The following is a 25,772-nucleotide window of genomic DNA, read 5'->3' on the forward strand; positions in this document are numbered from 1 at the left end:
TAGGCCGGAACCAAGATTCATTTGAGCGAACCCGATCGGGACCATGGCCCCACCTCTTCTCTTGCTCCAAGATATCGCGCTAACCTTCGGCGGAACGCCTCTCCTCGAACAGGCAAGCTTGTCTGTTAGTTCCGGTGAGCGGCTTTGCCTCGTGGGACGCAACGGATCGGGAAAATCCACGCTTTTGAAGATTGCCGCCGGCCTCATCACGCCGGACCGCGGCCAACGCTTCCTCCAACCAGGCACCACGTTGCGCTACCTGCCGCAGGAGCCGGATCTCACGGGCTTTTCCACGACGTCAGCCTATGTCGAGGCGGGTCTTGCGCCCGGCGACGACACCTATCGCGCGCAGTATCTGCTCGAACAGCTCGGCCTCGCAGGAACCGAGGACCCCACGCGCCTGTCCGGCGGCGAGGCGCGCCGTGCGGCCCTGGCGCGGCTCCTTGCGCCTGAACCCGACATCCTGCTGCTCGACGAGCCCACCAACCACCTCGACCTGCCGGTCATCGAATGGCTGGAAAGCGAACTCCGTTCACTGCGCTCTGCACTCGTGCTCATCAGCCACGACCGGCGCTTCATGGAAACGTTGTCGCGGGCCACCGTGTGGCTCGATCGCGGCACCACACGCCGGCTGGAACAAGGCTTCGCTGCCTTTGAAGAGTGGCGGGACACCGTCTTCGAGGAGGAAGAACGCGACAGGCATAAACTCGACCGACGCATTGCCCAGGAGAACGACTGGCTGCGCTATGGCGTGACAGCCCGGCGCAAACGCAACCAGGGTCGTCTGCGCGCCCTCCACGCCATGCGCCAGGAACGCCGGGACGCCCGGCGCGCGGTCGGCGACGTCAAGATGACGGTAAGCGAGGGCGATATCTCAGGCAAGCTGGTGATCGAGGCCGTCAACATCTCCAAGTCCTACGGCACGGAACCGGTGGTCCGCGATCTGTCGATCCGCATCGCCAGGGGGGACCGGATCGGCATCGTGGGGCGCAACGGCGCGGGGAAGACCACGCTGATCAACATGTTGACCGGCCAACTCGCCCCGGACAGCGGCACCGTGAAAATTGGCGCCAATGTCGCCATGGCGAGCCTGGACCAAGGCCGCGCCGGCCTTGATCCCGATGTCACCCTGCGTGACGCCCTGACGGGCGGCGGCAGCGACACCGTCATGGTCGGCGGCACGCCGAAGCACGTGATGTCCTATCTCAAGGATTTCCTGTTCACGCCCGACCAGGCCAACATGCCCATCGGCAAGCTGTCCGGCGGCGAGCGCGGCCGGCTGATGCTGGCGCGGGCGCTCGCCCAACCGTCGAATCTGCTGGTGCTCGACGAGCCCACGAACGATCTCGACCTGGAGACCCTCGACCTCCTCGAGGAAATGATCGACAGCTACAGCGGCACCGTGATCCTCGTCAGCCACGATCGCGACTTCCTCGATCGCACGGTGACCTCCGTGCTGATGGCGGAAGGCCAAGGCCGCTGGCATGACTATGCCGGCGGCTATAGCGACATGCTCGCCCAGCGCGGCGCCGGCGTGGAGACGACATCGCGCGGCAATGGCGGGGGAGCGGCCGGGAAGGTTGCGGGACAGGCTGCGGCATCCCGCTCGGAGCAGGACGAGCGCAATGCGCCGAAGACGAAGCTGAGCTTCAGGGACAAGCATGCGCTCGAGAGCCTGCCCGGGCGCATGGCCGCGCTCGAGCGCGACATCGCCAAATTGAAGGCCGTGCTCGACGATCCCGATCTCTATGCGCGCGATCCCGCGCGCTTCGCCAAGGCATCGCAGGCGATGTCCAAGGCTGAGGCCGATCTCGCCGCATCCGAGGAGGAATGGCTCAGGCTCGAAATGCTCCGCGAAGAGATCGAGAGCGGGGGCTAGAGCAAATCCGGCTAAGATGGAATCGTCTGATACCATCTTAGCCGGATTTGCTCGTCAATTCTTGAGCGGAGCAAGTCCGCAACAGACGGACTTGCTCTGGAGGCTGTGGCCATGTTTATCCCCGTCAGGGATCCCGACGATCCCGCCATTGCGGATTATCGCGCGGTACGCGAGCGGGACCTGGTCGGGCGCGGCGCGCGCTTTATTGCCGAGGGCGAGGTCGTCCTGGCTGTCCTGCGCCGCCAGCCGGATTTCACAGTGGAATCCCTGCTGATCAGCGACAAGCGGCTGCCAACTTTCGATGCGACGGCGTGGCCCGATGCGATCCCGATCTTCGTCGCCGGCCAGCCGGTGATGGACGGCATCGCAGGCTTCCACATCCACCGCGGCCTCCTCGCCATCGGCCGGCGCGTGGCCACACCGAGCGTGCGGGACCTCATCGCACAGCTTCCGCCGGCAGCGACGGTCGTCGGCCTTGTCGGCATCGCCAATCACGACAATATGGGCGGCGTCTTCCGCAATGCCGCGGCCTTCGGCGCCGACGCCGTGCTCCTGGACGGCACCTGCTGCGACCCGCTCTACCGCAAGGCCATTCGCGTCTCGGTCGGCGGCTCTTTCGTCGTGCCCTATGCGCGCGCCGTCGACGGCGACGACATGCTGGCCGCCCTCGATGAGGCAGGCTTCGTTTCCGTCGCGTTGAGCCCGTCTGGCAGCCGGTGCCTGCACGAGCTGCGCCCGGCCAAGCGATCGGCGCTTCTCTTCGGCGCGGAAGGACCGGGGCTGCCCAAGGCGCTTCTGTCCCGCACCCTTACGGTTCGGATCGCCATGGGCGGGACGATGGATTCCCTCAATGTGGCGACATCGAGCGGCATCGTGCTGCATCATTATGCGGCCAGCCAGCTCTGTCGCTAGAGCAGGCCCGCCTTTTGCAGACATGATCCGTTCGAAAATAGAATAGCAAATTCAATAGCTTAAATGATATCAGGCGATTCCGTGCAAGTCGGATTTGCGCTAGCAGGCGGGATCAGTTGCCCTTTTCGGGGGCGGGGGGCAGCGGCAGGATCTCGATGCCCTCTTCGAGAAGGTCGCGAACCTCCTCTCCGGTCGCCTCGCCGTAGATGGCACGCTCCTCCGCATCGCCCGCATGGATGCGGCGGGCCTCATTGGCGAATTCATCGCCGACATAGGACGCGTTCTCGATGACATGTCGGCGCAGCGCGCGCACCATCTCACGAAGTTGCTGCTCGCGCTCGGTCAGCAGCGCAGCCTGGGGAACCGGCACAGGGACGCGGGCCGGACCGGCACCATCGCTGATGCCCTCGACGGAAGGAACGGCTTTCCGCCGCTCATTGTCCGTCCGCACCACGCTCGGGGACATAATCGCCTTCCGCACCTTGTCGGACCCGCAGACCGGGCAGGTCACAAAGCCGCGCGAAACCTGCGCGTCAAAAGCATCACTGTTCTTGAACCAGCTCTCAAAGGCGTGACTCTTATCGCAGATGAGTTTGTAACGGATCATGGTGACGGGTCGCTGCTGTTACGAGAGCGAATTCAAGGCGAATGTCGACAGGCACGGGCTTCGCAGCGGCATGTCGGTGTCACGCAACCTCGAGCAACAGATCGAGCTCGCCGCGCCGGTCGAGCGCATAAAGATCATCGCATCCGCCGATGTGGCGATCGCCGATGAAGATCTGCGGCACGGTACTCCGTCCCCCGGCACGCGCGATCATCGCCGCACGTTCGTCGGCCTTGCCTGAAATCTCGATCTCTGTGAAATCCACCTTCTTGGAGACCAAAAGCTCCTTTGCCGACTGGCAATAGGGGCACCACGACTTCGTATAGATTGTCACATCAGGCATAGCAGCCACGCCGCCTCGCGAAAATTGTCCTCAAAGGACATATAGGTGCCATCACACCTCCGCTACAACCCTTGCGAAAGTCAATACATCGACGCTGGACGCGCCACCGCGCAGCAAGGCCCTGGACGCCGCGTTGGCTGTCGCGCCGGTGGTCAGCACGTCATCGACGAGAATGACACGTTCCCCCAGCAAACGGCGGTTGTCCGGCACGTGAAATGCGCCCTGCAGATTGGCGGCGCGCTCTGCCCGCGTCAGCCCCACCTGCGGCCGGGTGCTCTTGCGGCGATGCAGCACAAGGCCATCGCAACGCAGACCGCTATGCCGTGCGACCTCGCGGGATAGCGCCATGGCCTGGTTGAAACGGCGCGACCACAGCCGCCAGGGATGGAGGGGCACCGGAACGACGAGGGCGGCGTCCGCGACCAACTCCGCGCCTGCAGAGGCCATCATGCGCCCCATGGCCTTTGCGAGTTCGGGACGATCGCCGTATTTCAGACGGTGGACCAGCTCGCGGGCCGTGCCATCATAGCGCGCGACCGCCCGCGCCCGCTCGAAAACCGGCGGATCGGCGATCGCCGACGGCGACAGCAGCGGCCCGCCGAGGTCCACCGCGAAGGGCGTACCGAGCCGCTCGCAATAGGGGCGCGTGATGAAGGGCAGGTCGCGCCAGCACGCGGCGCAAACGCCATGGGGTTCTGCGGTCGCGCAACCGCAGGCAATGCAGGTCGGTGGATAGATCAGGCCCGCCAGGCGGCTGGCGGCCGCCACCGTCTCACCCTGCAACACCGCAACGGAGTGCCGCAGCCAACCACGTCCAGCGATCTCAACGGATTCCGCCATGTGGCTTGCCCCCCGCCATGTCGCTTGCCCCCATCGTCCAGTTTAGGACGGGACAGGCCGCCGTCAAAGGCTGCAATCCGATCCCGCCGCCATTCGCGCGAGGCACGGCGATAGTCTTTGACCGCCGGACCGAAGCGCAGGATAACGCGAGCCGTCACTCGCCTCCTTGCTCCATCAGGATGAAGGACCATCCATGGCCGCCCCTCTCGTCTTCGACCGCGCGCTCGCCCGCCGCCGCCTGGAACGCGCCCATCGCGAAGGGTTCATCGATTTCCTGGTGGCGCGCGCCGCCGAGGACCTCGCCGATCGGCTCGCGGCGGTGAAGCGCACCTTCGATCTGGCTCTCGATCTCGGCACGCCGACCGATGCTGCCGTCGCGGCCCTGGCGGCCTCCGGGCAGGCAGGGCGCATCATCCGCGCGGCGCCCACTATTGCGGCCCTCGGCGGGGGGCGCGGGGATACACTGGTCGCGGATGAAGAGGCCCTGCCCTTTGCCGAGGGTCGCTTCGACCTGGCCGTCTCCCTGCTCGCCCTTCAAGGAGTCAATGATCTGCCGGGCGCGCTGGTGCAGATCCGCCGGGGCCTGAAGGCCGACGGGCTGTTCCTTGCCGCCCTGTTCGGCGGCTCGACGCTGACGGAATTGCGCCAGATTCTGGCGGAGGCCGAAAGCGAGATCGAGGGGGGCGTGAGCCCGCGGGTTGCCCCCTTCATCGACATCCGCGACATGGGGGCTCTGCTCCAGCGGGCAGGCTTTGCGCTACCTGTCACGGATATCGACACGGTCAAGGTGCGTTACGAACATCCCATCGGCCTGATGCGCGACCTCAGGGCCATGGGCCTGACGAACAGCCTCGTCGAACGCCGCCGCAAGCCCCTGAAGCGCGAGACGCTGGCCCATGCGGTGGCGCTCTATTACGAACGCTATGCGGAAGACGACGGACGTGTGCCCGCCACCTTCGATATCCTGTGGGTCTCCGGCTGGGTGCCGCATGAGAGCCAACAGAAGCCGCTGCAACCCGGTTCGGCGAAGATGCGGCTGGCGGACGCGCTGAACACTAAGGAAATCAAGACCGGCGACCGAGGGTAGCAGGCGCCCCCCTCCCCTGGAGGGGAGGGATCAGCGCGGCACCCAGGGGCCCGTCACGACGCCCGCCTCAGCGCAGAAGGTCGACAAGCACCGGGATGAGCGGCTCATCGGCCGGTGGCATGGGATAATCGCGCAGGGCCTGCGCCCGCACCCATTTCAGCACCTGGCCCTCACGCGGAGCGGCAATGCCCTCCCAGCGTCGGCAGATATAGAGCGGCATCAGGAGGTGAAAGGTCTCGTAAGGGTGGCTCGCGAAGGTCAACGGCGCGAGACAGTCCTGCTTCACGGTGATGCCGAGTTCCTCATGGAGTTCCCGGATCAGGGTTTCCTCCGGCCGCTCGCCGGCCTCCACCTTGCCGCCCGGGAATTCCCAGAGACCCGCGAGCGCCTTTCCCGGCGGGCGCTGGGCGATGAGAATGCGCCCGTCGGCATCGACGAGGGCGCAAGCCGCGACGAGGGTCAGCTTCACGCTCACGAACGATAATCGCCGTTGATCTCGACATAGGCCTTGGTGAGGTCGCAGGTCCACACCGTCGCCGATCCGCTGCCGAGCCCGATATCCGCCGTGATGCGAATGTCCTCGCCGCGCATGTAGGCCGAGGTCTCGGCCTCGTCATAGGCCGCATCGCGCTCGCCGTCGACCGCCACGCGGATATCACCGAACCAGATGGCGAGGCGATCGCGCTCGGCGGGCTCGCCCGCCTTGCCGACGGCCATGACGACACGGCCCCAGTTGGCGTCCTCGCCGGCGACGGCCGTCTTCACGAGCGGCGAATTGGCGATGGACAAGGCGATGCGCTTGGCGGACGCGTCGTCCACGGCGCCTCGCACCAGAACCTCGACGAATTTCCGTGCACCCTCGCCATCACGCACGACCTGATGGGCGAGGTCGAGCAACAGGGCGTCGAAAGCCACCTTGAAGGCAGCCAGGCGCGGATCGTCCGCTGCCTCGACAGGCTTGAGGCCGTGGGCGGCTGCAGCGCCTGTCGCAAAGGCGATGAGGGTGTCGGAGGTCGAGGTGTCGCTGTCAACGGTGATGGCGTTGAACGAGCCCTTGACGCCTCCGGACAAAAGCGTCTGCAGGGCGGGCGCCGCGATCGGCGCATCGGTCACGACATAGGACAGCATCGTCGCCATATCGGGGGCGATCATGCCCGCGCCCTTGGCGATGCCGTTGATCGTGACGGTGACACCATCGATGGCAGCGGTGCGGGTTGCGACCTTGGGGAAGGTATCCGTCGTCATGATGGCCCGCGCCGCGTCGAGCCAGGGCTCCGGCGACGCGCGGCGGGCGCAATCCGTCAGCACACCCTCGAACTTGGTGGCGTCGAGCGGCTCGCCGATCACGCCGGTCGAGGAGAGGAAGATCTCGCTCTCCGCGCAGCCCACCGCCGCGGCGGCGAGCTTTGCGGTGAGCGCGGTCGACTCCCGGCCCTTGCGGCCCGTGAAGGCATTGGCATTGCCGGAATTGACGACAAGCGCCCGCGCCTTTCCGCCGGCGAGCCGGTCGCGGCACCATTCAACCGGGGCCGAAGGGCATTTGGAACGCGTGAAGACGCCCGCCACGCTCGTGCCTTCGTCGAAAATCGCGAGCAGCACATCCGTCCGCCCCTTGTAGCGGATGCCCGCGGCAGCGGTCGCGAAGCGCACGCCGGCGATGGGCGGCATGGCAGGGACGATCTTGGGGGCGAGAGGCGAGACGGGATGTTCTGTTGCCATGACGAGGGCCGATCAATGGGGGAGAGATCCCGGTGCAGGCCAAGACCTGCCCGGGCGGCTGGTTCGGGCCCCGGCTCACAGAGAAGCCGGGGCTCCAGGATCATCAGGCGATCACGGCGCCCTGTTCATCGGCGCCCGATCTTTCAGGGCCCGATTATTCAGGGCTTTTTGGGCGCGGCGGGCGTTGCCGGCGCAGTCGGCGTCGGAACAGGCGCGGCCGGCGGCTCGTCGAGGCGCTCGATCTTCGCATCCTTGCGCAGGCCGACGATGATGTCCTGCTGCGCCTTCTGCGCAAGGTAGTTGTCGACCTGCTCCTTGACCTCGTCGAAGGTCGGGATCGGCTTCTCGCGCTTCTCCTCGACCTTGATGATATGCCAGCCGAACTGGCTCTTCACCGGCGCCGAGACCTGGCCGGGCTGGAGCTTGAACGCGGCTTCGGCGAATTCGGGGACCATGCGGTCCTTGGTGAAGAAGCCGAGATCCCCGCCTTCCTTGGCGGAGCCCGGGTCCTTCGACACCTCGGCGGCAACCTTCACGAAGTCCTCGCCGGCCTTGAGACGCGCCTCGATCTTCTTCGCGTCGGCCTCGTTCTCCACGAGAATGTGGCGGGCGCGCACCTCTTCCTCGGGCTTCATGCCCTTGACCGTCTCCTCATAGAGCGCCTTGGCCGCCTCGGGCGTCGCCGCCTTCTTCACCTCGGCCGCCAGATAGTCGTCGAGCAGCACCTTGTCGCGATAATAGGCCAGGCGGCGCGCGAAATCCGGGTTATCGGCGACCTTTGCCTTTTCGGCTGCCTGCGCCAGAATCTTCATGTCGATGAGGTAATTCAGGAGATAGGTCCGGCGCTGCGCTTCCGGCATTGCCGGCAGCCGGTCGCCGAGATCCTCAGCGGCGACGTCGAGATCCCGCTGGGTGATCGCAACACCGTTGACGGTGGCGAGCGGCTTGTCCGGGTTGCCGGCGGAGGCGGCCGGCGCGGTGGGCTGGGCCGCTGCCGGAGCCGCGGCTCCCTGGGCCGACGCAGGAACGGATAGCCCCACCATGGGCAGGCCCATCAAGGCGGTGGCGGCTGTGGACAGAAAGAAGCGACGAAGGTTCATGGGTGCTTCCGCGAGGTGGCCAGGGGCCGGTGGACGACTGCGACCGATGGCGCGGCGCTAGTCATATAAGCATGTTCGGCCTGCATGAGTGGCCGAAGCCACGTGGGTTGGCAAGACCTTTAGTTGACAGGAGCCTCATCGGCCAACGCCTGCCCGGTGGCGTTCCGCGCCGGGATCGCGGTTTTCCTGCAGCAGATTGCCCCCATATTTGGGGGCACAAGGTCCGTTCTCCGGTAACCGGGTTGACAGATCCGTATGATACACCCATTTCGCCGAACAGCACGGGGCTTCGCCACGTCGGCGCGCGATGTGGGCGACATCAAGGTCGGCGCTAGAAAGTCGACCGCTCGGGCCGCATGTCCCCGCTGTTGTGCTGGACCCGGCGCCCCTTGGGGGTTAATCGTGTGACCGACGGTGCGGGGTGCCTTCCCGGACCGGTATTGATCGTCCGGAAAGAATCTCGATGCTCGGCGCTATTGCGAAGAAAATATTCGGTTCCGCCAACGACCGCCGCCTGAAGACCTATACGGCCAAGGTCCAGGCCATCAATGCGCTCGAACCCGAGCTCGCGGCCCTTTCGGATGACCAGCTGCGGGCCCGTACGGAGGAGTTCCGCCAGCAGCTCGCCGCCGGCAAGACGCTCGATGACCTGCTCGTGCCCGCCTTCGCCACCGTGCGCGAGGCGGCCAAGCGCGTGCTCGGCCAGCGGCACTTCGATGTGCAGCTCATCGGCGGCATGGTTCTTCACGAAGGCGCGATCGCCGAGATGCGCACGGGTGAAGGCAAGACGCTGGTGGCCACGCTGCCGGTCTATCTCAACGCACTGGCCGGCAAGGGTGTGCACGCGGTCACCGTCAACGACTATCTGGCCAGCCGTGACTCGAGCTGGATGGGGCGCGTCTATCGCTTCCTCGGACTGACGGTCGGCGTGATCGTCCATGGCCTCGATGACGACGAGCGGCGCGCGGCCTATGCCTGCGACATCACCTATGGCACCAACAACGAATACGGCTTCGACTATCTGCGCGACAACATGAAATATGACCTCGCGCAGATGGTGCAGCGCGGGCACAATTTCGCGATCGTCGACGAGGTGGACTCGATCCTGATCGACGAGGCGCGGACGCCGCTGATCATCTCCGGGCCGCTCGACGACCGCTCCGATCTCTACAACGCCATCGATGTGCTGATCCCCAAGCTCAAGCGCGAGGACTATGACCTCGACGAGAAGCAGCGCGCGGTTTCGCTCACCGAGAGCGGCAACGAGCATATCGAGGAGCTGCTCGAAAGCGCGGGTCTCCTGAAGGAGGGCTCGCTCTACGACGCCGCCAACGCGACGCTGGTGCACCATGTGAATCAGGCCTTGCGCGCCCACACCCTCTTCCAGCGCGACAAGGACTATATCGTCCGCAACAACGAGGTGGTGATCATCGACGAGTTCACCGGCCGCATGATGCAGGGCCGGCGCTACTCGGAAGGCCTGCACCAGGCGCTCGAGGCCAAGGAACACGTCCAGATCCAGCCCGAGAACCAGACGCTCGCCTCGATCACCTTCCAGAACTATTTCCGCCTCTACAAGAAGCTCGCCGGCATGACCGGCACGGCCGCCACCGAGGCGGACGAATTCCTCGACATCTACAACCTGGCCGTGGTGGAAATCCCCACCAACCTGCCGGTCAAGCGCATCGACGAGGACGACGAGGTCTACCGGACCGACGCCGAGAAATACAAGGCGATTGCCCGGGACATCATGGAAGCGGCAGAGAAGGGTCAGCCCGTTCTCGTGGGCACCACCTCCATCGAGAAATCGGAGATGCTGGCCAACTTCCTGTCGCAGACGGGCTACCAGCATATCGACTTCAACAAATCCGATGCCCTGAAGCCGGTGTTCGAGGCGGCCCGCTCCGGCAAGTCATCCAAGCATTTTGCGGTGCTGAACGCCCGCTTCCACGAGCTTGAAGCCTTCATCGTCGCGCAGGCCGGCGTCCCCGGCGCCATCACCATCGCCACCAATATGGCCGGCCGCGGCACGGACATCCAGCTCGGCGGCAACGCCGACATGCGGCTCGAGCAGGAACTCGCCGACATGCCGGACGGCGAGGAACGGGCCGCGCGCGAGGCAGAGATCCGCGCCGAGGTCGCCAAGTTCAAGGAACGGGCGCTGGCCGCTGGCGGCCTCTATGTCATCGGCACCGAGCGCCATGAAAGCCGGCGCATCGACAACCAGCTCCGCGGCCGCTCCGGCCGCCAGGGCGACCCCGGCCGCTCCAAGTTCTTCCTGTCGCTCGAAGACGACCTGATGCGCATCTTCGGCTCGGGCCGCATGGACACCATGCTGCAGAGGCTTGGTCTCAAGGAAGACGAGGCGATCGTCCATTCCTGGATCAACAAGGCCATCGAGAAGGCCCAGGGCAAGGTCGAGGCGCGCAACTTCGACATGCGCAAGAACATCCTGAAATACGACAACGTGATGAACGACCAGCGCAAGGTCGTCTTCGAGCAGCGTCGTGACTTCATGGGCCAGGAATCGGTGCGCGAAACCATCGACGAGATGCGCCACGGTGTCGCCGAGGAGCTGGTCTCGCGTCACATTCCAGAGAATTCATACCCCGAGCAGTGGGATGTCGCCGGCCTTGCCGAAGCCATCGCCACCGACCTCAACATGAGCGTTCCGGTTGAGGACTGGGCGAAGGAAGAGGGGATCGCCGACGACGAGATCCGCGATCGCCTCAGGGCTGCAGCCGATGCCGCCTATGCGGAGCGCGTTGAGAAGAATACGCCGGAGGTGATGAACTACGTCGAGAAGCAGGTTCTGCTGCAGACCCTCGATCACCTCTGGCGCGAGCATCTCGGAACGCTCGACCATCTGAGGCAAGTCATCGGCTGGCGCGGCTATGCCCAGCGTGATCCGCTGAACGAGTACAAGTCCGAAGCCTTCCAGCTCTTCGACGGGCTCATCGGCCGCCTGCGCGAGCAGGTGACAACGCAGCTGATGCGGGTCGAAGTGATGTTCTCGCCTCCCCCCGAGGCCGAACTGCCGCCCATGGAAGCCCATCACCTCAATCCGTTCAGCGGCGAGGAGGAGATGTCGGGCTACGGCGACACGCTCGTCGCTCCGCGCTCCCAGACTGCGGCGGTGGACCCCGCCGACCCGTCCACCTGGGGCAAGGTGGGCCGTAACGACCCTTGCCCATGCGGCTCGGGCAAGAAGTTCAAGCATTGCCACGGGCGCTTCATCTGAGCGGTTGCCCCGCTCAGGAGCAATAGAAGCTCCTCATCGACGCGCGGCCGTCATTCCGGGGCCTCGTATCGGCGAGGAGCCCGGCCCCCTTGAACGCGGCGGCTTACAAGAAGGCGTCGAACCGGGGGTACACTTGATTTTCTGTCGCGTTCATAGATTTCGGGCGCAAGCCTGCGACTTGCCCCGGAACACCGAGGTGGTTCGCTACTCTATGGACACGGCATCCCGCCCGCGCCGAACAGGCCTCACTGCATGATGCGCAGGGTGGCCGCGCCGATCTTCGTCAGATTGCGCATGCGCGTGTCATAGGCGGCCCAGTTCACGCGGCTTCTGCGACCACGGACCGACTTGCCGCGCGCGACGGCCCCTATCGTGCCGACGACGGGGTCGCCAAAAGTCGGTGTCGGCACCGACCCCGATACCGGATATCCCTGGGCGGTGAGGATTGCACGGACGCGCTGGCAATAGTGGACGGAGCGATAGGAGAAGCGTGTCTCGCCATGGCCGGCGCGATATTTCATGACCGTCGTGCAGATATCACCGCCGGCGAGCCGCCAGGCGCCGGTGAGATAGGTGACGCCATAGCGAATGTTGGTGGCTGGCTCCGCAAGCTCCGCCAGCGAGCCGCTGAAGCCGAGCATCCGCGCCGTCGAAGGCAGCACCTGCATCAGCCCGACTTCACCGTAACTGCCGGATGCTGAAATGTTATAGGCGCTCTCCACCTCCGCGACCGCATCGGCGATCTGCGGCGGCAAGCCTGCTTTCAGGGCCTGCTCACGGACGAGAGCGCGCAGCCGCACCTTGTCGCGGTTCGGCGAGGGCGTGGAGGCCTCCGCCGGTAGGGCGGGCTTGGGGATGGGCTCAGACGCGGATGCCGGCTCGGCGGGCCGCGGCGGTGGGCCGCTTTCGGGAGCGGCCAAGGCTCCGTCCATCGCAAAAGCGGCGACGATCAGGGCTGCAGCGGCGACGCCAAACTTGACCACCATGACTGTTCCTCTTGCCGGAACCACCGGCCGGGAGCGATACGGCGCAGTCTATCATGCGCCATAAGAACCTATCGTAGTATGGCCGCCAAATATAAATTCATTGGAAACAGAGCCCGCATGCCCGCTGCCGCAGGCCGACATCGCAGGCATCCGCGCCCCTCCCCCCTTCTTCTGACGGCAGAGCCGCTCCGGGGGAACAGCCAAAACCAGCCGCCCTTGCGTAGCACCAACGGACAAGGCCGCCGTCTATCGACAGCGGCCCTTCGCAATTCGGCATCCCCGGCATTCCTGCCAGGTTCAGAACAGGGAAAGCGGCCACACGCTGCGTGAAGACGCCTCGGTCGCATTCCTGGCGGGCAATTCGGCGCGCTTGTCCGTCGATGCCGGCTTGTTGGAAGACTGCTGCCGTGGCGGGGGCAGGGGCGCAGCAGCGGGCACCGTCTGCTGGATGGCTTCCGCCGCCGGTGCCGCAGGCTTCGGCGCGGCGTCCGTCCAGGACATCACGCGCTGGAAGAACGACTTCTTCGGGGTGGCGCCGTCGCCCGCGCCAATGGAGGCGAGAACCGGCGCCGGCGTCGCCGGCTCGTCACGCGGCGCGGTAGACGTCGACACGACCTCGGTCGCAACCGGCTTGGCAGGTGCTGCCGAAGCCACGGCCACCACGGGCTGAGCGGCCTTCGGAGCGCTGTCCTCGAGCACGATCTCCTCGGGCCCATTCAAGAGCGCTTCCGGGCGGCTGACGTTATCGAGCGGCTTGGCGCTGCTGCGCGCAGCGAACATCATGACCCCGCCGTCCGAACCGCCGAAGCCGCTGGACGCCGTGCTGAAGGACTTGTGCTGCCCGCCGTCCTGATAGACGAGACGAACGGCCGCAGTACCCGCTCGCACCAGTTCGGCGACCTTGGCATCATCCTGCTGCTGCTTGGCCTTGACGGCGGAGGCAACGGCCTCGTCTTCACGCAGGGTGGGGCAAGCCGCGACGGGATCGAGCCTGATGCCGCTCGCCGAAACAGCGTTGAAGACATACTGGCGACCGCAGACACCGACCTTCGGCTCCTCGCGCGTCACTTCGAAATTGTCGGAACCGCGCTTCAACATCTGCCAGAAGGCGATGTTGGGATCCTTGCGGTGCTTCGCCATGTTCTCCGGAGTCATCCGGAAGGGATAGGCCTGGAACTGGAAGGAGCGCTGACCGCCCGCGAAGGCCTCGCGTCCGAGCGCGTAGATCTCGGCGATCTGCTCATCGGTCATGGAGTAGCAGCCGCGCGACGAGCAGGCGCCGTGCACCATCAGATACGAGCCGGAGCGACCGTTGGCGCGGTCATAGGCATTGGGGAAGCCCGTGTCGAACGACAGGAAGTAGTTCGAGTTCGGGTTCATCTGTGCAGGCGTGATGTTGTAGAAGCCTTCCGGCGCCTGGCGATCCCCCTCCCGCACCTTCGGGCCGAGCTGGCCCGACCAGCGGCAGATGGGGTAGGTCTTCAGAAGCGCATAGCGACCAGAGGTATCCTTCTTCCACACCTCAAGTTCCGCCTCCTTCTTGTAGGCGCGGATCAGAATGGGAGAGGATTTGGTCATGCCCTTTTCGGACATGAGCGCCAGGGTGGCGGCAGGCAGCGGAGCGTTGGCACGGGCGCTGCGGCTATAGCCGTTGCCGTCCTGGCAAGAGGCGAGGCCTAATCCCACGACGGCGATCAATGCGACGCGCTTGAACATCAGCCATCCAATCATTCGGCCGGTCGACAACGGTCGCCGGTTATCCATGTCTTACGCCGTGAGGCGTTACCCTAATCTTACCAAATTGAGGCAAACCGGGGGCACTTCACAGGGTGATACGCGAACGAACGGGCGACTCGGCTCCATCTTCTGGCCATCTTGACGGATTCAGACGGGTTTCACAACCGCCTGCCGATCGCCAGGAACTTGTCAGCCCTTCGATTGCGGATATCGTCGGGCGGCAGGCCGGCGAGGTCCTGGAAACCGGCCGCGATGGCATCGCCGGTCGCCGCGATGGCCTGGGCCGCATCACGATGTGCGCCGCCCGACGGCTCGGCGATGATCGCATCGATCACACCAAACTTCAGCAGATCCTGCGCCGTGATCTTCATGCCGGTGGCCGCATCCTGGGCGCGCGAGGAATCCCGCCAGAGGATGGAAGCCGCGCCTTCCGGCGAGATCACCGAATAGATCGAGTGCTCCAGCATCAGCACCTTGTTGGTGGTGGCGAGCGCAATGGCGCCGCCTGAGCCCCCCTCACCGATGATGACGGAAACGCTTGGGCAAGGCAGCGCGAGGCAGGCCTCGGTGGAGCGCGCAATGGCCTCGGCCTGGCCGCGCTCCTCGGCGTTGATGCCGGGATAAGCGCCTGCCGTATCGACGAAGGTAATAACCGGCAGCGAGAACCGCCCGGCAAGCTCCATGAGGCGCACGGCCTTGCGATAGCCTTCAGGCTTCGCCATACCGAAATTGTGGCGGATGCGCTCCTCGGTGTTGGAGCCCTTCTCCTGGCCGATCACGCAGACGCTTTCGCCCCGGAAGCGGCCGAAACCACCGACGATCGCCTCGTCCTCGCCGAATTTGCGATCTCCCGCGAGGGGGGTGAAATCGTCGATCAGCGCCGCGCAGTAGTCGATGAAATGCGGCCGCTGCGGATGACGCGCCACAAGCGCTTTCTGCCACGGCGTCAGCGCTGCATAGAGCTCGTCCAACGCCCGTGCCGCCTTGGCCTCGAGCCGGCCGATCTCCTCGCCAATGGCGACGGCGTCACCGGACTGGGCGAGCGCTCGCAGCTCCTCGACCTTGGCTTCGAGTTCAGCAACGGGTTTTTCAAAATCGAGATAGCTGCGCATCAACTCACAATGGGGGTCAGCAAAGCCCTTCGCATTTCAAGGCCGAAGGGCCGACAAGAGCCTCCGTCAGGGCGGCCGGCGAAGGCCGGACCTTGGCGTTACGAGGGCGCCAAGTCAATATCTGGCCAAGTCAATATCCTGGCCAGTCCAATATGCCGGCCAGGTCGATATGCCGGCCAAGCCAATATCCGGTGTGCCTCGTCGCATCCGTGCGCCACCGCACGACCCGCCCGGCGCTCATGTCGGAATGTTCGGCGATTCATCAGCCGTCGGGATACGGCCCGTGGGCACCGGCGGCCCTGGTGTCGGCAGGAGCACCGGGCTCAGGCTGCGCGCGCGGCGGACCTTGCGGACCGTGACGGGACGGTGCAATTGCTTGGTGGCTTCCATGACATAGACGCCTGCAAAGGGAAGCGAGAGCCGGGCGCCCGCCCGCTCCCAGGCAACAGCGGCACGCAGGAACAGCCGGCCGCGCAAGGGCGGCACGTAGAGAGCCTCCCCCCAGTTCTCCGGCGAGAAGAGCGTGCGCCGCAGCAGCGTCGTGAGCTGGGAGCGGCTGTAGGGCAGCCCCTGCCCGAAGGGCGTGGTGTCCATCCGGGCCCAGAGACCGCGCCTGTTGGGCACGACGACGATCATGCGCCCGCCGGGGGTGAGGATCCGCCACACCTCGGACAGCAGTTCCTCCGGCGCGTCGCTCGTCTCCAGCGCGTGCACGATGATGACCCGGTCGATCGACGCATCGAGCAGCGGCTGCATGGTGGGTTCCACCAGCGCGGACGAGGAAATGCCGTTCGGTGGCCAGTTCACGACGCCCTGCATCGCCGGCATGAAGGCCAGCGTCCGTTCCATGCGCGGGCGGAACGGTGCGAGATAGGGCGTTGCGTAGCCGATACCGAGGAGGCGCTGGCGCGGCATGTCGCCCCACAGGCTATCGATCGCGCGCCCGACCAGCCGCCGCGCGACGACGCCGAGCGGCGTTGCGTAGAAGCTCTTGAGATCGACGACATCGACAGGCATGGCCTCTCCGCGCTATCCACCATGCTATCAATGGGGGCGACGGCCGCCCCATGCAAGCGGTGCGCGTTCCGGCCTTGCCCGGTACCAAGCCCGACACCATTCTCCGGCCAGGCCGCGCAGCGCCACCGCGCGGTTGGTCCCCTCCCCTGCTTTTGACCAAAGTGAGGTCACCGATGCCCGCCCAGATCGAGGTTTTCCCCTGCCGCAGCGACAATATCGGTGTGCTTATCCACGATCCCGCAACCGGCGCGACCGCCGCCATCGATGCGCCGGAGGCAGACCCCATCCTCGAAGTCCTCGCCGCCCGGAACTGGTCGCTGACCGACATCCTGGTCACCCACAAGCATGCCGACCATGTCGAGGGGATCCTGCCGCTCAAGGATCGCTACGACATCCGGGTGGTCGGGCCGGGCGCCGAGGCCGATGCGATTCCCGGCATCGATGTCACCGTGCACGACGGTGACGTGGTGAAGGTCGGCCAGCTCGCCGCGAAGGTCATCGCCACGCCAGGGCACACGGCCGGCCATATCGCCTACTGGTTCGAAAGGGAGGAAGCCCTGTTCGCGGGCGATACCCTGTTCGCGCTGGGATGCGGACGCATTTTCGAGAACACGCCGGAGGAGATGTGGCAGTCGCTGCAGAAGCTCGCGGCCCTGCCGGACGCGACGCGCCTCTATTGCGGCCACGAGTATACGCAGTCCAACGCCCGCTTCGCGCTCGCCGTCACGCCCGACGATCCAGCCTTGCGGGAGCGTGCCGCGGCCATCGACGCGACCCGCGCCGCCGGCAAGCTCACCATTCCCTCGACGCTCGGCGAAGAAAAGGCCACGAACCCGTTCCTGCGCGCGGGCGAACCTGCCCTCGCAAAGGCCGTCAGCCTTGAAAACGGGCGTGCAGCCGATGTCTTTGCCGCGCTGCGGCGCTGGAAGGACAAGTTCTGATGGCCGATCAGCCGCAAACCCTCGGTGCCGCGGAGGTGATGGCGCTGCTCGCGCTGGAGCCCCACCCCGAAGGCGGCGCCTTTCGCGAGACCTTCCGGGACGCCGGCGCCGATGCCCGCGGACATTCGACGGCGATCTACTACCTGCTGCGCGCCGGCGAGCGTTCGCACTGGCACCGCGTCGATGCAGCCGAGGTCTGGCACTGGTACGCGGGCGCCCCGCTCCTGCTCGAGCTCAGCGACGACGGCATCGCCGTCAACCAGCACGTGCTGGGGCCGGACCTCGCCGCCGGCGCCAGGCCGCAGTTCGTGGTGCCGGCGGCGTCCTGGCAGGCGGCCGCCAGCCTCGGCGACTGGACGCTGGTCGGCTGTACGGTGGCGCCCGGCTTCAGCTTTGCGGGCTTCGAGATGGCCGCCCCCGGCTGGTCGCCAGGGAGGCGATGAAGGCCCCCGCCACGATCAGGGCGCAGGCGACGGCCAGTGAGATGGTCGCCTCGGCAAATCCGAACACGACGAGGAGCAGGGTCGAGATGACCGGCGTCGCATAGGCGGCAACGCCGAGAAAGCCGATGTCGCCCCGTTTCACGCCGATATCCCAGCAATAGAAGGCGGCGCCAAGCGGCCCCACGCCGAGAACGACGATGGCCAGCCATTGCCACCAGAACGCCGGCCACACAGTCTCCTCAAAGGCGATATGGCACAGCGCGCTGAGGACAGACGTCACAAGGCAGAAGCCGGCGACCGCATCCGTCGGGACCGTCCCCAGGGCGCGTGACAACAGGGAATAGATCGCCCAGATCACGGCGGCCCCCAGGGCCGCGAGATATCCCGGGACATAGGCGCCGCTGAAGGACAGGTCCTGCTTGCTGAAGATGAGGACGAGCACGCCTGCGAAGCCGAAAATCGCCCCCAGAATCTGGGCTGGCCGCAGCTTTTCGCCCGGAAGAAGCGCGGCAAACAGCACGATGAGGAGGGGCCAGAGGTAGTTGATGAGCCCCGCCTCAGCGGGCGGCGCGATGCGCAGCGCGGCAAAATAGAGCGCGTGATAGCCGAAGAGCCCGCTGACGCCGACGAGCCACACCCGCCAGGGTTGCCGCAAGGCGGCCACCCCCGCGGGCTTGACGATCCATGATGCGCAGCCGAGAAGGCCGCCCAGCGCAAAGGTCATCGCCGCAAGCTGGAACGGCGGCACCTTGCCGGATGCCGCCGTCAAGGCTGCGAGGAGCGACCAGAGCGCGATGGCCCCCAAGCCAACCCGGGTCGCTCCCGTCAACACGACCATGTTCGCCATCCCAGCGGTATCACCCCCCGGAGGGCGGCCCATGCATCAAGCGTTAGCCGTTGGCTATATATTGTGCACCATTGATCGTGAGCACCGAGCCCGTCATGAACGCGGCCTTGTCCGAGGCGAGGAATGCAACGGCGGCGGCAATCTCTTCCGCCTTGCCAAGCCGGCCGACGGGAATGCCCGCAACAATCTTCGCGAGCGCGTCGGCAGGTACAGCCGCGACCATGTCCGTGTCGATATAGCCGGGGCAGATGCAGTTGACGGTGATGCCCTTGGGAGCATTCTCCAGGGCCAGCGCCTTGGTGAAGCCGATGATGCCGGCCTTGGCGGCCGAATAGTTCACCTGGCCGACCTGACCCTTCTGGCCGTTGATCGAAGAGATGTTGATGATACGGCCGAAACCGCGGGAGCGCATGCCCTCGATCACCGGCTTCGTCATGCAGAACATGCTGTTCAGATTGGCATGGATCACCGCTGACCACTGCTCGTAGCTCATGCGGTGGAACATGCTGTCACGGGTGATGCCGGCGTTGTTCACCAGAATCTCGACCGGGCCCAGTTCCTCGGCCACGCGGTTGAGGCCCGTCGCGCAGGCCTCGGGATCGCCGGCATCCCAGCGGTAGGACTTGATGCCCGTCTCAGCCGTGAAGGCGCTTGCCGCCTGCTCGTTCCCGGCAAAGGTCGCGGCCACGCTATAACCATCCGCGTGCAACGCCCGGGAAATAGCAGCGCCGATGCCGCGTGTGCCGCCTGTGACTACCGCTACCTTGGACATGGGCTCCTCCTCCACATTTATTGTGAACGCTGGCTTTCAGCCGAACTCACGAGGCCTGGCGCCGCACGCGGCCGGCGCCAGGGTTATTCGGTGCAATAGTCTTGCCATGGCCATGCCGGCCGGATGGCGAACCTATCGCTCGACGGTCAAAGCAATCCCCATGCCGCCGCCGATGCACAGCGTCGCCAGGCCCTTACGGGCATCGCGCCGGACAAGTTCATGCAGCAGCGTGGTCAGGATGCGCGCGCCCGACGCGCCGATGGGATGGCCGATGGCGATGGCGCCGCCGTTGACATTGACCTTCGCCGTATCCCAGCCGAGGTCGCGGTTGACGGCGATGGCCTGCGCTGCGAAGGCCTCGTTCGCTTCGATGAGATCGAGGTCATCCACCTTCCAGCCGGCCTTGGCAAGCGCCTTGCGTGCCGCCGGGATGGGGCCCGAACCCATGATGGCCGGCTCGACACCTGCCGTCGCCCAGGAGGCGATGCGCGCCAGCGGTTTCAGGCCGCGCTTCTCGGCGGTGGCAGCGCTCATCAAGACCAGCGCGGCGGCTCCGTCGTTCAAGCCCGACGCATTGGCGGCCGTCACCGTTCCGTCCTTGGAGAAGGCGGGGCGCAACTTGGCCATGGCTTCGAGCGTCGCGCCGTCGCGGATATATTCATCCGTGTCGACGATGATGTCGCCCTTGCGCGAGGCGATGGTGACGGGCGCGATCTCGTCCTTGAAGCGCCCCGCCTTCTTCGCGGCCTCGGCCTTGTTCTGCGACGCGACCGCAAAGGCATCCTGCTCCTCGCGCGAGATCTGCCATTTGGTTGCGACATTCTCGGCCGTCACACCCATGTGGTAGCCATGAAACGCATCCCACAGGCCGTCCTTGATCATGGTGTCGACGAACTGGATGTCGCCGAACTTGGTTCCGGCCCGCATATGCGCGGCATGGGGCGACATGCTCATCGATTCGTGGCCGCCCGCGACGATGATGTCCGCATCGCCATTGGCGATCTGCTGCATGCCGAGCGCGACCGCGCGCAGGCCCGAACCGCAAACCTGGTTGAGGCCCCAGGCGGTCTTCTCGACAGGAACGCCGGCTTTCATGGCTGCCTGACGCGCCGGATTCTGGCCCTCGGCCGCAGCGAGCACCTGGCCGAGAATGACCTCGTCCACCTCGCCAGCGGCGACGCCGGCCTTGCCGAGTGCTGCAGCAATCGCGGTGGCGCCGAGCACATGCGCGGGTGTCGACGCGAAGGACCCGTTAAACGAACCCACAGGCGTGCGCGCCGCGGCAACAATGACGATATCGTCTGAGGCCATCCTCAGTCTCCTGTTCTGTCAGCTAGCCCCGCAAGGCGTCGCAGTTCTCTTATAGATGCTATTTGGCTGGCGCATTTGACAGGCGTCAAGCATATCAGCTTCACACCATGGACTGTATGCTCTCACTGTGCATCGCAAACAAATGAGTTTCCGACACCCGTATAACGTCATATCCTTCTTCTGGGTGGAGCTGCGACGCACAAGGGGCCGACCCACGGCAATAAGCTGAGGCCCCGCCGTTGTAGCAGGGGTTGATATTAAATCGGACAAAGGCAGCCATGGCGAATGAAACTAAGCCGGTCGTCATCAAGAAATACGCTAATCGTCGCCTCTACCACACGGGCAGCAGCACCTATGTGACATTGGAAGATCTGGCCAATATGGTCAGGACCGGTGAAGATTTTGTCGTCTATGATGCCAAGACGAGCGAGGACATCACTCGCTCCGTGCTCACCCAGATCATCTTCGAGGAAGAGAACAAGCACGGCGAGCATCTCCTGCCCGTCGCCTTCCTGCGGCAGCTCATCCGCTTCTATGGCGACAGCATGCAGGCGCTCGTGCCGCGCTATCTCGAGTTTTCAATCGACAACCTGACGCGAGACCAGCAGAAGCTGCGCGAGACGATGAGCCAAACCTTCGGGCCCGCGGCGGCTTTCCAGGCGATTGAAGAGCAGGTGCGCGCCAACATGGCCATGTTCAGTGAGGCGCTGCGGCTTTTCACACCTTTTGCGGGAGGAGCGGGGCTGCAGCCCAACGCGCCCAGCGCTGCGCCCACGCCCCCGCCCGCTGCGGATGATGCGGACGACCTCGGCGAGCTCAGGCGTCAAGTCTCGGAAATGCAGGCAAGACTCGACCGGATCGGCAAGGACTGATCATGATAGGCTAGCGAAAATCCGACTTAGATGGCATCAGACGATTCCATCTAAGTCGGATTTGCTCTAGCCGGCCCGCAGGTCAACAAGCGGCGGCAAGATACGGCGACGCCGGGCGGAGGCGACCTGCGGTCCTTCGTCCCACAGGGTAGCGGCCCCAATATAGTCGCCCTGCAGATAGGTCACACCCCAATCGGCGAGAATGGATGCCGTTTCGCGGTCCTCGACCCATTCGGCGACCGTGGCGATGCCGAGATGCTGCGCAAGCTCCACCAGGGTGCGCGTGAAAAAGCGATCTTCCCGCGAGCGGGAGAGATTGCACACGAAACTGCCATCGATCTTGAGGATGTCGACAGGGAAGCTCCGCAAGTGTCTGAACGATGTATGTCCTGAGCCGAAATCATCGATCGCGATGGTCACCCCGAGAATTTTCAAGGTCGCAAGGCGCCCCTGCACGATATGGGGATCGTCAATCGCCGCGGTCTCGGTCAGTTCCACGATAAGGCGCTGGGCGACGGACGGATGAGCCCCGAGATGGGCCGTGAAGGCGGCCCAGGTGTCGTTCGTGCGCAGCGTCAATGGCGAGATATTGATGGCGAGCCGCTCGGTCGGTGCTTTGATGAGATGGCTGACCGCCAGTTGCAGCACGCGATAGTCGAACAGCGGGATAACGCCGTGGCGCTCCGCAAGCGGCACAGCTTCCGCCGCCCCCATGATGGTACCGTCGGCAAGCTTGATGCGCACGAGCGCCTCGTGGAAGGCAAGCTCGTGCGTCTTTGCGGAGACGACGGGCTGGCCCGCGAGCATGACCTGCTGCTCGTTGAGCAACCGCACGGGATCCACCAAGGTGCCGAGTTCTGCTGCATGGACGAGCGCCGGAGCAGCCACATCCTCAGGCGCCACCGCATGGGTGACAAGTGCCAGACCGCCGGATACGTGCTTGGCTGAGCGCAGCGCATCGCGGGCATGCCGCAACAATGTCTCTACACTGCAGCCCTGATCGGGAACCTGCACAGCGCCCATGCGCACCCGCAGCCGGACGCGCCCGCGCCGCGTGGTCGCCGCAGCCGCCTCCACGGCATGCGCCATGCGCTCGGCGATACCGCGTACCTGCGCCGCGGGACAGCCGCGCAGCAGTACGGCGAATCGATTGCCGGCATGGCGGATAACCTGGTCACGGCGGCGGGCGACCTTGTCGATGCGCCCTGCAACGATATTCAGCGCTTCGTCTGCCGCATCGCAGCCGATGTCGCAGTTCAAGTCATCAAGATTATCAAGCGCCAGAACGAGAAGGGAGAAGGGAACGCTGCTACGGGACGCCTCACTTATCCCTGCAGCCAAGGCTTCCGCGAGATGCGCCCAATTCGTCATGACGCCGGCGGCCCCAGTGCCCGCCGGGCTCTCCGACCGCAGATCCTTCATTTGCGCCTTCTGCGCCATCCGATCCGCCTTTGGAGGCCCCACGACAGGGCGCTCATTATCGATCGCACGGAGAGCGCGTCTATCAAAATCGCACACTCCGCACCCTTCGCTTGGGACACTATAGCGCATGCTCTTGAGAATTGGTTAACGAAACGTCAAGAAATGAGAAGGTTGCCGGCAAATGTACACAATCTACTATAGCGTGTAGCGGGAACATACTGCATGCATGCCGCTAGCACGCGCGAAATGTGCGCCAGATACGCAAAAAAGCCCGGCGAGGCCGGGCTTTCCTACAGACACAGATCGTACAGGGATCAGGCTTCGGCGCGTGGCTTCAGCACCTGGCGACCCCGGTACATGCCGGTCTTGAGGTCGACATGATGCGGACGGCGCAGCTCGCCCGAATCCTTGTCCTCGACATAGGTCGGCTGCTTCAGGGCGTCGGCAGACCGGCGCATGCCACGCTTCGACGGCGATGTTTTTCTTTTCGGAACGGCCATGACAAACTCCGCGCGATGAGCCGTGGATAAGCGCGAGCGGCTTCAGGCTCCCGGATCATCCAGCAATCAAAAGGATGCGGGCTTATACAGGGTCAACCGCGCGCTGGCTAGCCCCCATCACAGATTTAACGCCGCAGGCGGCTGAACGTCCGGCCTTCCGAGGGCCAAGCAACACGGCGCGCGTCAGGGCATCGCACATAAAAGCGAGCTCCCTCCGTCACGCGCCCGTACAGCTGATCGTCGCACTTGGCATACGCGCACCGATGCGTCCGGCATAAACAGCCATATAGCGGCTCGGCCGGCGGGCATCACGCCTCAGCGGGTTGGGCAGCGCCGCCGCGAGCAGCGCCGCCTCGCGCCGCGACAGCTGCTTTGCCGTCTTGCCGAAAGCGCGTTGCGCCGCGGCCTCGGCGCCGAAAATGCCTTCGCCCCACTCGGCCACATTGAGATAGATCTCCATCGTGCGCGGCTTTCCCCAGACCACATCGGCCATCAGTGACAATGGAATTTCGAGCCCCTTGCGGATGTAGGAACGGCCGGGCCAGAGGAAGACATTCTTCACGGTCTGCATGGTGATCGTGGATGCGCCCCGCGCCGGCCCCTCATCCCCCGCATCGTCGAGAACGTCGTTGAGCGCGACCCAATCCACGCCGCCGTGGCTGCAGAAGCGCGCATCCTCAGCCGCTATCACCGCCCTGACAAGTTCCGTCGATATGGCCTCAAGCGGCACCCACTGCCGGTCGACACCGGCCATGGCAATCCATCGCCCGATCATGAGCGTCGAAACCGGGGGAACGAAGCGATAAATCAGCGCCACGACGATCGGCAGCGCCGCCGCGATGAACACAATCCGCCACATCATGCGGCGAATGGGAAACCGACGCTTTGACCCGCGCGCTTTCGTCTGACGCGTGGCGGCCCCCTCCCCTTCCGACGTCGCTGCCTTCTCAAAACGCAAGCGCGCAACCCCTCCGCTTGATCGTCATGGCGCCGAGCGTCGCGCCGATTGCAAATACCGCCGGATGAAACAGCTGTCGTGGCAGTCTAACCCACGCAGGTCGCGGAAAAACAGACCGAACCGACTTAAGGGGCTGCAAAATTCCGTCAGGCATGCGAAGGACGGCCAGTGAAGGAGCGGGACATGCACCAGGATAGCAGCGTCGCATTCGCAGATCGCCTCACCCAGGTGGCCGCGGCGGTTGAGGATGCTCTTGCCGGCTTCCTTGCACCTGCCGCACGCGAAGGCGAGATTGCCCGCCCCGAACGGCTCATGGCGGCGATGCGGCATGCCGTCCTCGGCGGCGGCAAGCGTCTGCGTCCCTTCCTCGTCATCGAAACCGCCAGGCTTCTGGGGCGCGATACCGGCGACGTCATGCAGGCGGCCTGCGCGGTGGAGATGCTGCACTGCTACTCGCTCGTCCATGACGACCTCCCGGCGATGGACGACGACGACCTCCGGCGCGGCCAGCCGACCGTACATATCGCCTTTGACGAAGCGACCGCCATTCTGGCTGGCGACGCCCTGCTGACGCTGGCCTTCGAGCTCGCGGCCGGCCCCGCCGAGCCGGATGATTGCGGCGTTCATCTCGATCTGGTGCGCGGACTGGCGCGGGCGGCGGGCCTCGGCGGCATGGTTGGCGGGCAGGTCCTCGATCTTGCAGCCGAGGGACGCTACGGCGATGCCCCGCCCGGCGAGGCCGGAATCGAGACGCTGCAGGCCATGAAGACCGGGGCGCTGCTTGCGTTCTCAGTGGAGGCCGGGGCCATTCTCGGCCGGGCGACGGTCGACCAGCGGCGTGCCCTTGTCGCCTACGGCCAGGCAATCGGCGCCGCCTTCCAGATCGCCGACGACGTGCTGGACCGCGAGGCCGATGCGGCCGCGATGGGCAAGCGTACCGCGAAGGATGCCGACAAGGGCAAGGGAACCCTTGTCGACATACTCGGTCTGCCAGCTGCCCGCGCGCGGCGGGACGCGATCGCCGCGACAGCGATTGCGGCTCTCTCGTGCTTCGGCCCGGAGGCAGACATCCTGCGCGACGCCGCGCGCTTCACCGTCGAACGGCGGGTCTGATCGACGGACATCCGAC

The 25,772-nt window shown here is 65.3% G+C and carries 24 protein-coding genes; 8 read left to right on the plus strand and 16 right to left on the minus strand.

Annotated features, from left to right (window positions below):
- The first annotated feature begins 43 nt into the window (after positions 1 to 43).
- Positions 44 to 1,879 (plus strand): ABC-F family ATP-binding cassette domain-containing protein, encoded by a 1,836-nt coding sequence (locus C7450_RS03370; protein WP_110372939.1) that lies wholly within the window; start codon positions 44 to 46, stop codon positions 1,877 to 1,879.
- Positions 1,880 to 1,990: 111 nt separating this feature from the next.
- A complete protein-coding gene (locus C7450_RS03375) occupies positions 1,991 to 2,791 on the plus strand; it encodes a TrmH family RNA methyltransferase (protein WP_110372940.1) in 801 nt (266 codons plus the stop codon).
- Between the two features lie 112 nt (positions 2,792 to 2,903).
- Here C7450_RS03375 and C7450_RS03380 read toward each other — a convergent pair whose 3' ends face one another.
- The 3 genes from C7450_RS03380 to C7450_RS03390 all read right to left on the minus strand — a co-directional run bounded on the left by C7450_RS03380 (position 2,904) and on the right by C7450_RS03390 (position 4,578).
- Positions 2,904 to 3,398: a DUF1178 family protein gene (locus C7450_RS03380; RefSeq protein WP_110372941.1), complete on the minus strand. Its 495-nt coding sequence runs from the start codon at positions 3,396 to 3,398 to the stop codon at positions 2,904 to 2,906.
- Between the two features lie 79 nt (positions 3,399 to 3,477).
- Positions 3,478 to 3,738, minus strand: a complete 261-nt coding sequence (grxC, locus tag C7450_RS03385; protein ID WP_110372942.1) for a glutaredoxin 3 — start codon at positions 3,736 to 3,738, stop codon at positions 3,478 to 3,480.
- 51 nt (positions 3,739 to 3,789) lie between these two features.
- Positions 3,790 to 4,578, minus strand: coding sequence for a ComF family protein (locus C7450_RS03390; protein WP_110372943.1), 789 nt, complete (start codon positions 4,576 to 4,578; stop codon positions 3,790 to 3,792).
- Between the two features lie 193 nt (positions 4,579 to 4,771).
- On the opposite strand from C7450_RS03390, the gene C7450_RS03395 reads away from it, so the two are divergent.
- Complete coding sequence (locus C7450_RS03395; RefSeq protein ID WP_110372944.1) at positions 4,772 to 5,665, plus strand: methyltransferase domain-containing protein; 894 nt, start codon at positions 4,772 to 4,774, stop codon at positions 5,663 to 5,665.
- Between the two features lie 67 nt (positions 5,666 to 5,732).
- Here the strand turns inward: C7450_RS03395 and C7450_RS03400 are convergent, their stop codons facing one another.
- The 3 genes from C7450_RS03400 to C7450_RS03410 all read right to left on the minus strand — a co-directional run bounded on the left by C7450_RS03400 (position 5,733) and on the right by C7450_RS03410 (position 8,484).
- On the minus strand, positions 5,733 to 6,140 hold the full coding sequence (locus C7450_RS03400; protein ID WP_110372945.1) for a (deoxy)nucleoside triphosphate pyrophosphohydrolase: 408 nt from the start codon (positions 6,138 to 6,140) through the stop codon (positions 5,733 to 5,735).
- Complete coding sequence (gene argJ / locus C7450_RS03405; RefSeq protein ID WP_110372946.1) at positions 6,137 to 7,384, minus strand: bifunctional glutamate N-acetyltransferase/amino-acid acetyltransferase ArgJ; 1,248 nt, start codon at positions 7,382 to 7,384, stop codon at positions 6,137 to 6,139. The genes C7450_RS03400 and argJ overlap by 4 nt, the downstream gene beginning before the upstream one ends.
- A 158-nt stretch (positions 7,385 to 7,542) precedes the next feature.
- On the minus strand, positions 7,543 to 8,484 hold the full coding sequence (locus tag C7450_RS03410) for a peptidylprolyl isomerase (RefSeq protein ID WP_245449451.1): 942 nt from the start codon (positions 8,482 to 8,484) through the stop codon (positions 7,543 to 7,545).
- Positions 8,485 to 8,947: 463 nt separating this feature from the next.
- On the opposite strand from C7450_RS03410, the gene secA reads away from it, so the two are divergent.
- Positions 8,948 to 11,725 carry a preprotein translocase subunit SecA gene (secA, locus tag C7450_RS03415; RefSeq protein WP_110372947.1) on the plus strand — a complete coding sequence of 926 codons (2,778 nt, stop codon included), beginning with the start codon at positions 8,948 to 8,950 and terminating at the stop codon, positions 11,723 to 11,725.
- A 245-nt stretch (positions 11,726 to 11,970) separates the two neighbouring features.
- Here the strand turns inward: secA and C7450_RS03420 are convergent, their stop codons facing one another.
- The 4 genes from C7450_RS03420 to C7450_RS03435 form a co-directional block, all read right to left on the minus strand.
- The gene (locus C7450_RS03420; protein WP_245449452.1) at positions 11,971 to 12,711 is read right to left on the minus strand and encodes a lytic transglycosylase domain-containing protein; all 741 of its coding nucleotides are present in this window, start codon (positions 12,709 to 12,711) and stop codon (positions 11,971 to 11,973) included.
- A gap of 297 nt (positions 12,712 to 13,008) precedes the next feature.
- Positions 13,009 to 14,427, minus strand: a complete 1,419-nt coding sequence (locus tag C7450_RS03425; RefSeq protein WP_210206347.1) for a L,D-transpeptidase family protein — start codon at positions 14,425 to 14,427, stop codon at positions 13,009 to 13,011.
- 179 nt (positions 14,428 to 14,606) lie between these two features.
- The gene (locus tag C7450_RS03430) at positions 14,607 to 15,560 is read right to left on the minus strand and encodes an acetyl-CoA carboxylase carboxyltransferase subunit alpha (protein ID WP_110372948.1); all 954 of its coding nucleotides are present in this window, start codon (positions 15,558 to 15,560) and stop codon (positions 14,607 to 14,609) included.
- A gap of 237 nt (positions 15,561 to 15,797) precedes the next feature.
- Positions 15,798 to 16,577: a class I SAM-dependent methyltransferase gene (locus tag C7450_RS03435; protein WP_110372949.1), complete on the minus strand. Its 780-nt coding sequence runs from the start codon at positions 16,575 to 16,577 to the stop codon at positions 15,798 to 15,800.
- A 173-nt stretch (positions 16,578 to 16,750) separates the two neighbouring features.
- On the opposite strand from C7450_RS03435, the gene gloB reads away from it, so the two are divergent.
- Entirely contained in the window at positions 16,751 to 17,518 is a 768-nt protein-coding gene (gene gloB / locus C7450_RS03440; RefSeq protein WP_110372950.1) for a hydroxyacylglutathione hydrolase, read from the plus strand.
- Positions 17,518 to 17,961 carry a cupin domain-containing protein gene (locus C7450_RS03445; RefSeq protein WP_110372951.1) on the plus strand — a complete coding sequence of 148 codons (444 nt, stop codon included), beginning with the start codon at positions 17,518 to 17,520 and terminating at the stop codon, positions 17,959 to 17,961. Before gloB ends, C7450_RS03445 begins: the two co-directional genes overlap by 1 nt.
- Here C7450_RS03445 and yddG read toward each other — a convergent pair.
- The 3 genes from yddG to C7450_RS03460 form a co-directional block, all read right to left on the minus strand.
- Positions 17,906 to 18,799 (minus strand): aromatic amino acid exporter YddG, encoded by an 894-nt coding sequence (yddG, locus tag C7450_RS03450; RefSeq protein WP_110373241.1) that lies wholly within the window; start codon positions 18,797 to 18,799, stop codon positions 17,906 to 17,908. The two genes, C7450_RS03445 and yddG, sit on opposite strands and share 56 nt — an antisense overlap.
- 52 nt (positions 18,800 to 18,851) lie before the next feature.
- Positions 18,852 to 19,580, minus strand: a complete 729-nt coding sequence (gene phbB / locus C7450_RS03455) for an acetoacetyl-CoA reductase (protein ID WP_110372952.1) — start codon at positions 19,578 to 19,580, stop codon at positions 18,852 to 18,854.
- A gap of 132 nt (positions 19,581 to 19,712) precedes the next feature.
- The gene (locus C7450_RS03460; RefSeq protein WP_110372953.1) at positions 19,713 to 20,891 is read right to left on the minus strand and encodes an acetyl-CoA C-acetyltransferase; all 1,179 of its coding nucleotides are present in this window, start codon (positions 20,889 to 20,891) and stop codon (positions 19,713 to 19,715) included.
- Positions 20,892 to 21,169: 278 nt separating this feature from the next.
- Between C7450_RS03460 and phaR the strand changes: the two genes are divergently transcribed.
- On the plus strand, positions 21,170 to 21,763 hold the full coding sequence (phaR, locus tag C7450_RS03465) for a polyhydroxyalkanoate synthesis repressor PhaR (RefSeq protein ID WP_110372954.1): 594 nt from the start codon (positions 21,170 to 21,172) through the stop codon (positions 21,761 to 21,763).
- Between the two features lie 66 nt (positions 21,764 to 21,829).
- Here the strand turns inward: phaR and C7450_RS03470 are convergent, their stop codons facing one another.
- From C7450_RS03470 to mtgA, 3 genes are all read right to left on the minus strand, one after another.
- The gene (locus C7450_RS03470; RefSeq protein ID WP_170147023.1) at positions 21,830 to 23,185 is read right to left on the minus strand and encodes a bifunctional diguanylate cyclase/phosphodiesterase; all 1,356 of its coding nucleotides are present in this window, start codon (positions 23,183 to 23,185) and stop codon (positions 21,830 to 21,832) included.
- Between the two features lie 314 nt (positions 23,186 to 23,499).
- Positions 23,500 to 23,685 carry a 50S ribosomal protein L32 gene (rpmF, locus tag C7450_RS03475; RefSeq protein ID WP_110372956.1) on the minus strand — a complete coding sequence of 62 codons (186 nt, stop codon included), beginning with the start codon at positions 23,683 to 23,685 and terminating at the stop codon, positions 23,500 to 23,502.
- Positions 23,686 to 23,902: 217 nt separating this feature from the next.
- A complete protein-coding gene (mtgA, locus tag C7450_RS03480) occupies positions 23,903 to 24,547 on the minus strand; it encodes a monofunctional biosynthetic peptidoglycan transglycosylase (RefSeq protein ID WP_110372957.1) in 645 nt (214 codons plus the stop codon).
- A 279-nt stretch (positions 24,548 to 24,826) separates the two neighbouring features.
- Between mtgA and C7450_RS03485 the strand changes: the two genes are divergently transcribed.
- Positions 24,827 to 25,756, plus strand: coding sequence for a polyprenyl synthetase family protein (locus C7450_RS03485; RefSeq protein WP_110372958.1), 930 nt, complete (start codon positions 24,827 to 24,829; stop codon positions 25,754 to 25,756).
- Positions 25,757 to 25,772: the final 16 nt, after the last annotated feature.

The organism is Chelatococcus asaccharovorans, from assembly GCF_003201475.1.
Lineage (GTDB): Bacteria > Pseudomonadota > Alphaproteobacteria > Rhizobiales > Beijerinckiaceae > Chelatococcus > Chelatococcus asaccharovorans.

What these genes read in the sequence shown, in the direction of transcription:
- C7450_RS03425 (WP_210206347.1), bottom strand. Translation starts at nt 14,427, where the DNA reads ATGTTCAAGCGCGTCGCATTGATCGCCGTCGTGGGATTAGGCCTCGCC.
- C7450_RS03420 (WP_245449452.1), bottom strand. Translation starts at nt 12,711, where the DNA reads ATGGTGGTCAAGTTTGGCGTCGCCGCTGCAGCCCTGATCGTCGCCGCT.
- C7450_RS03390 (WP_110372943.1), bottom strand. Translation starts at nt 4,578, where the DNA reads ATGGCGGAATCCGTTGAGATCGCTGGACGTGGTTGGCTGCGGCACTCC.
- C7450_RS03410 (WP_245449451.1), bottom strand. Translation starts at nt 8,484, where the DNA reads ATGAACCTTCGTCGCTTCTTTCTGTCCACAGCCGCCACCGCCTTGATG.
- C7450_RS03435 (WP_110372949.1), bottom strand. Translation starts at nt 16,577, where the DNA reads ATGCCTGTCGATGTCGTCGATCTCAAGAGCTTCTACGCAACGCCGCTC.
- C7450_RS03445 (WP_110372951.1), top strand. Translation starts at nt 17,518, where the DNA reads ATGGCCGATCAGCCGCAAACCCTCGGTGCCGCGGAGGTGATGGCGCTG.
- C7450_RS03395 (WP_110372944.1), top strand. Translation starts at nt 4,772, where the DNA reads ATGGCCGCCCCTCTCGTCTTCGACCGCGCGCTCGCCCGCCGCCGCCTG.
- C7450_RS03485 (WP_110372958.1), top strand. Translation starts at nt 24,827, where the DNA reads ATGCACCAGGATAGCAGCGTCGCATTCGCAGATCGCCTCACCCAGGTG.
- gloB (WP_110372950.1), top strand. Translation starts at nt 16,751, where the DNA reads ATGCCCGCCCAGATCGAGGTTTTCCCCTGCCGCAGCGACAATATCGGT.
- secA (WP_110372947.1), top strand. Translation starts at nt 8,948, where the DNA reads ATGCTCGGCGCTATTGCGAAGAAAATATTCGGTTCCGCCAACGACCGC.
- yddG (WP_110373241.1), bottom strand. Translation starts at nt 18,799, where the DNA reads ATGGTCGTGTTGACGGGAGCGACCCGGGTTGGCTTGGGGGCCATCGCG.
- rpmF (WP_110372956.1), bottom strand. Translation starts at nt 23,685, where the DNA reads ATGGCCGTTCCGAAAAGAAAAACATCGCCGTCGAAGCGTGGCATGCGC.
- phbB (WP_110372952.1), bottom strand. Translation starts at nt 19,580, where the DNA reads ATGTCCAAGGTAGCGGTAGTCACAGGCGGCACACGCGGCATCGGCGCT.
- C7450_RS03460 (WP_110372953.1), bottom strand. Translation starts at nt 20,891, where the DNA reads ATGGCCTCAGACGATATCGTCATTGTTGCCGCGGCGCGCACGCCTGTG.
- C7450_RS03470 (WP_170147023.1), bottom strand. Translation starts at nt 23,185, where the DNA reads ATGAAGGATCTGCGGTCGGAGAGCCCGGCGGGCACTGGGGCCGCCGGC.
- mtgA (WP_110372957.1), bottom strand. Translation starts at nt 24,547, where the DNA reads ATGATGTGGCGGATTGTGTTCATCGCGGCGGCGCTGCCGATCGTCGTG.
- grxC (WP_110372942.1), bottom strand. Translation starts at nt 3,738, where the DNA reads ATGCCTGATGTGACAATCTATACGAAGTCGTGGTGCCCCTATTGCCAG.
- C7450_RS03375 (WP_110372940.1), top strand. Translation starts at nt 1,991, where the DNA reads ATGTTTATCCCCGTCAGGGATCCCGACGATCCCGCCATTGCGGATTAT.
- C7450_RS03370 (WP_110372939.1), top strand. Translation starts at nt 44, where the DNA reads ATGGCCCCACCTCTTCTCTTGCTCCAAGATATCGCGCTAACCTTCGGC.
- argJ (WP_110372946.1), bottom strand. Translation starts at nt 7,384, where the DNA reads ATGGCAACAGAACATCCCGTCTCGCCTCTCGCCCCCAAGATCGTCCCT.
- phaR (WP_110372954.1), top strand. Translation starts at nt 21,170, where the DNA reads ATGGCGAATGAAACTAAGCCGGTCGTCATCAAGAAATACGCTAATCGT.
- C7450_RS03380 (WP_110372941.1), bottom strand. Translation starts at nt 3,398, where the DNA reads ATGATCCGTTACAAACTCATCTGCGATAAGAGTCACGCCTTTGAGAGC.
- C7450_RS03430 (WP_110372948.1), bottom strand. Translation starts at nt 15,560, where the DNA reads ATGCGCAGCTATCTCGATTTTGAAAAACCCGTTGCTGAACTCGAAGCC.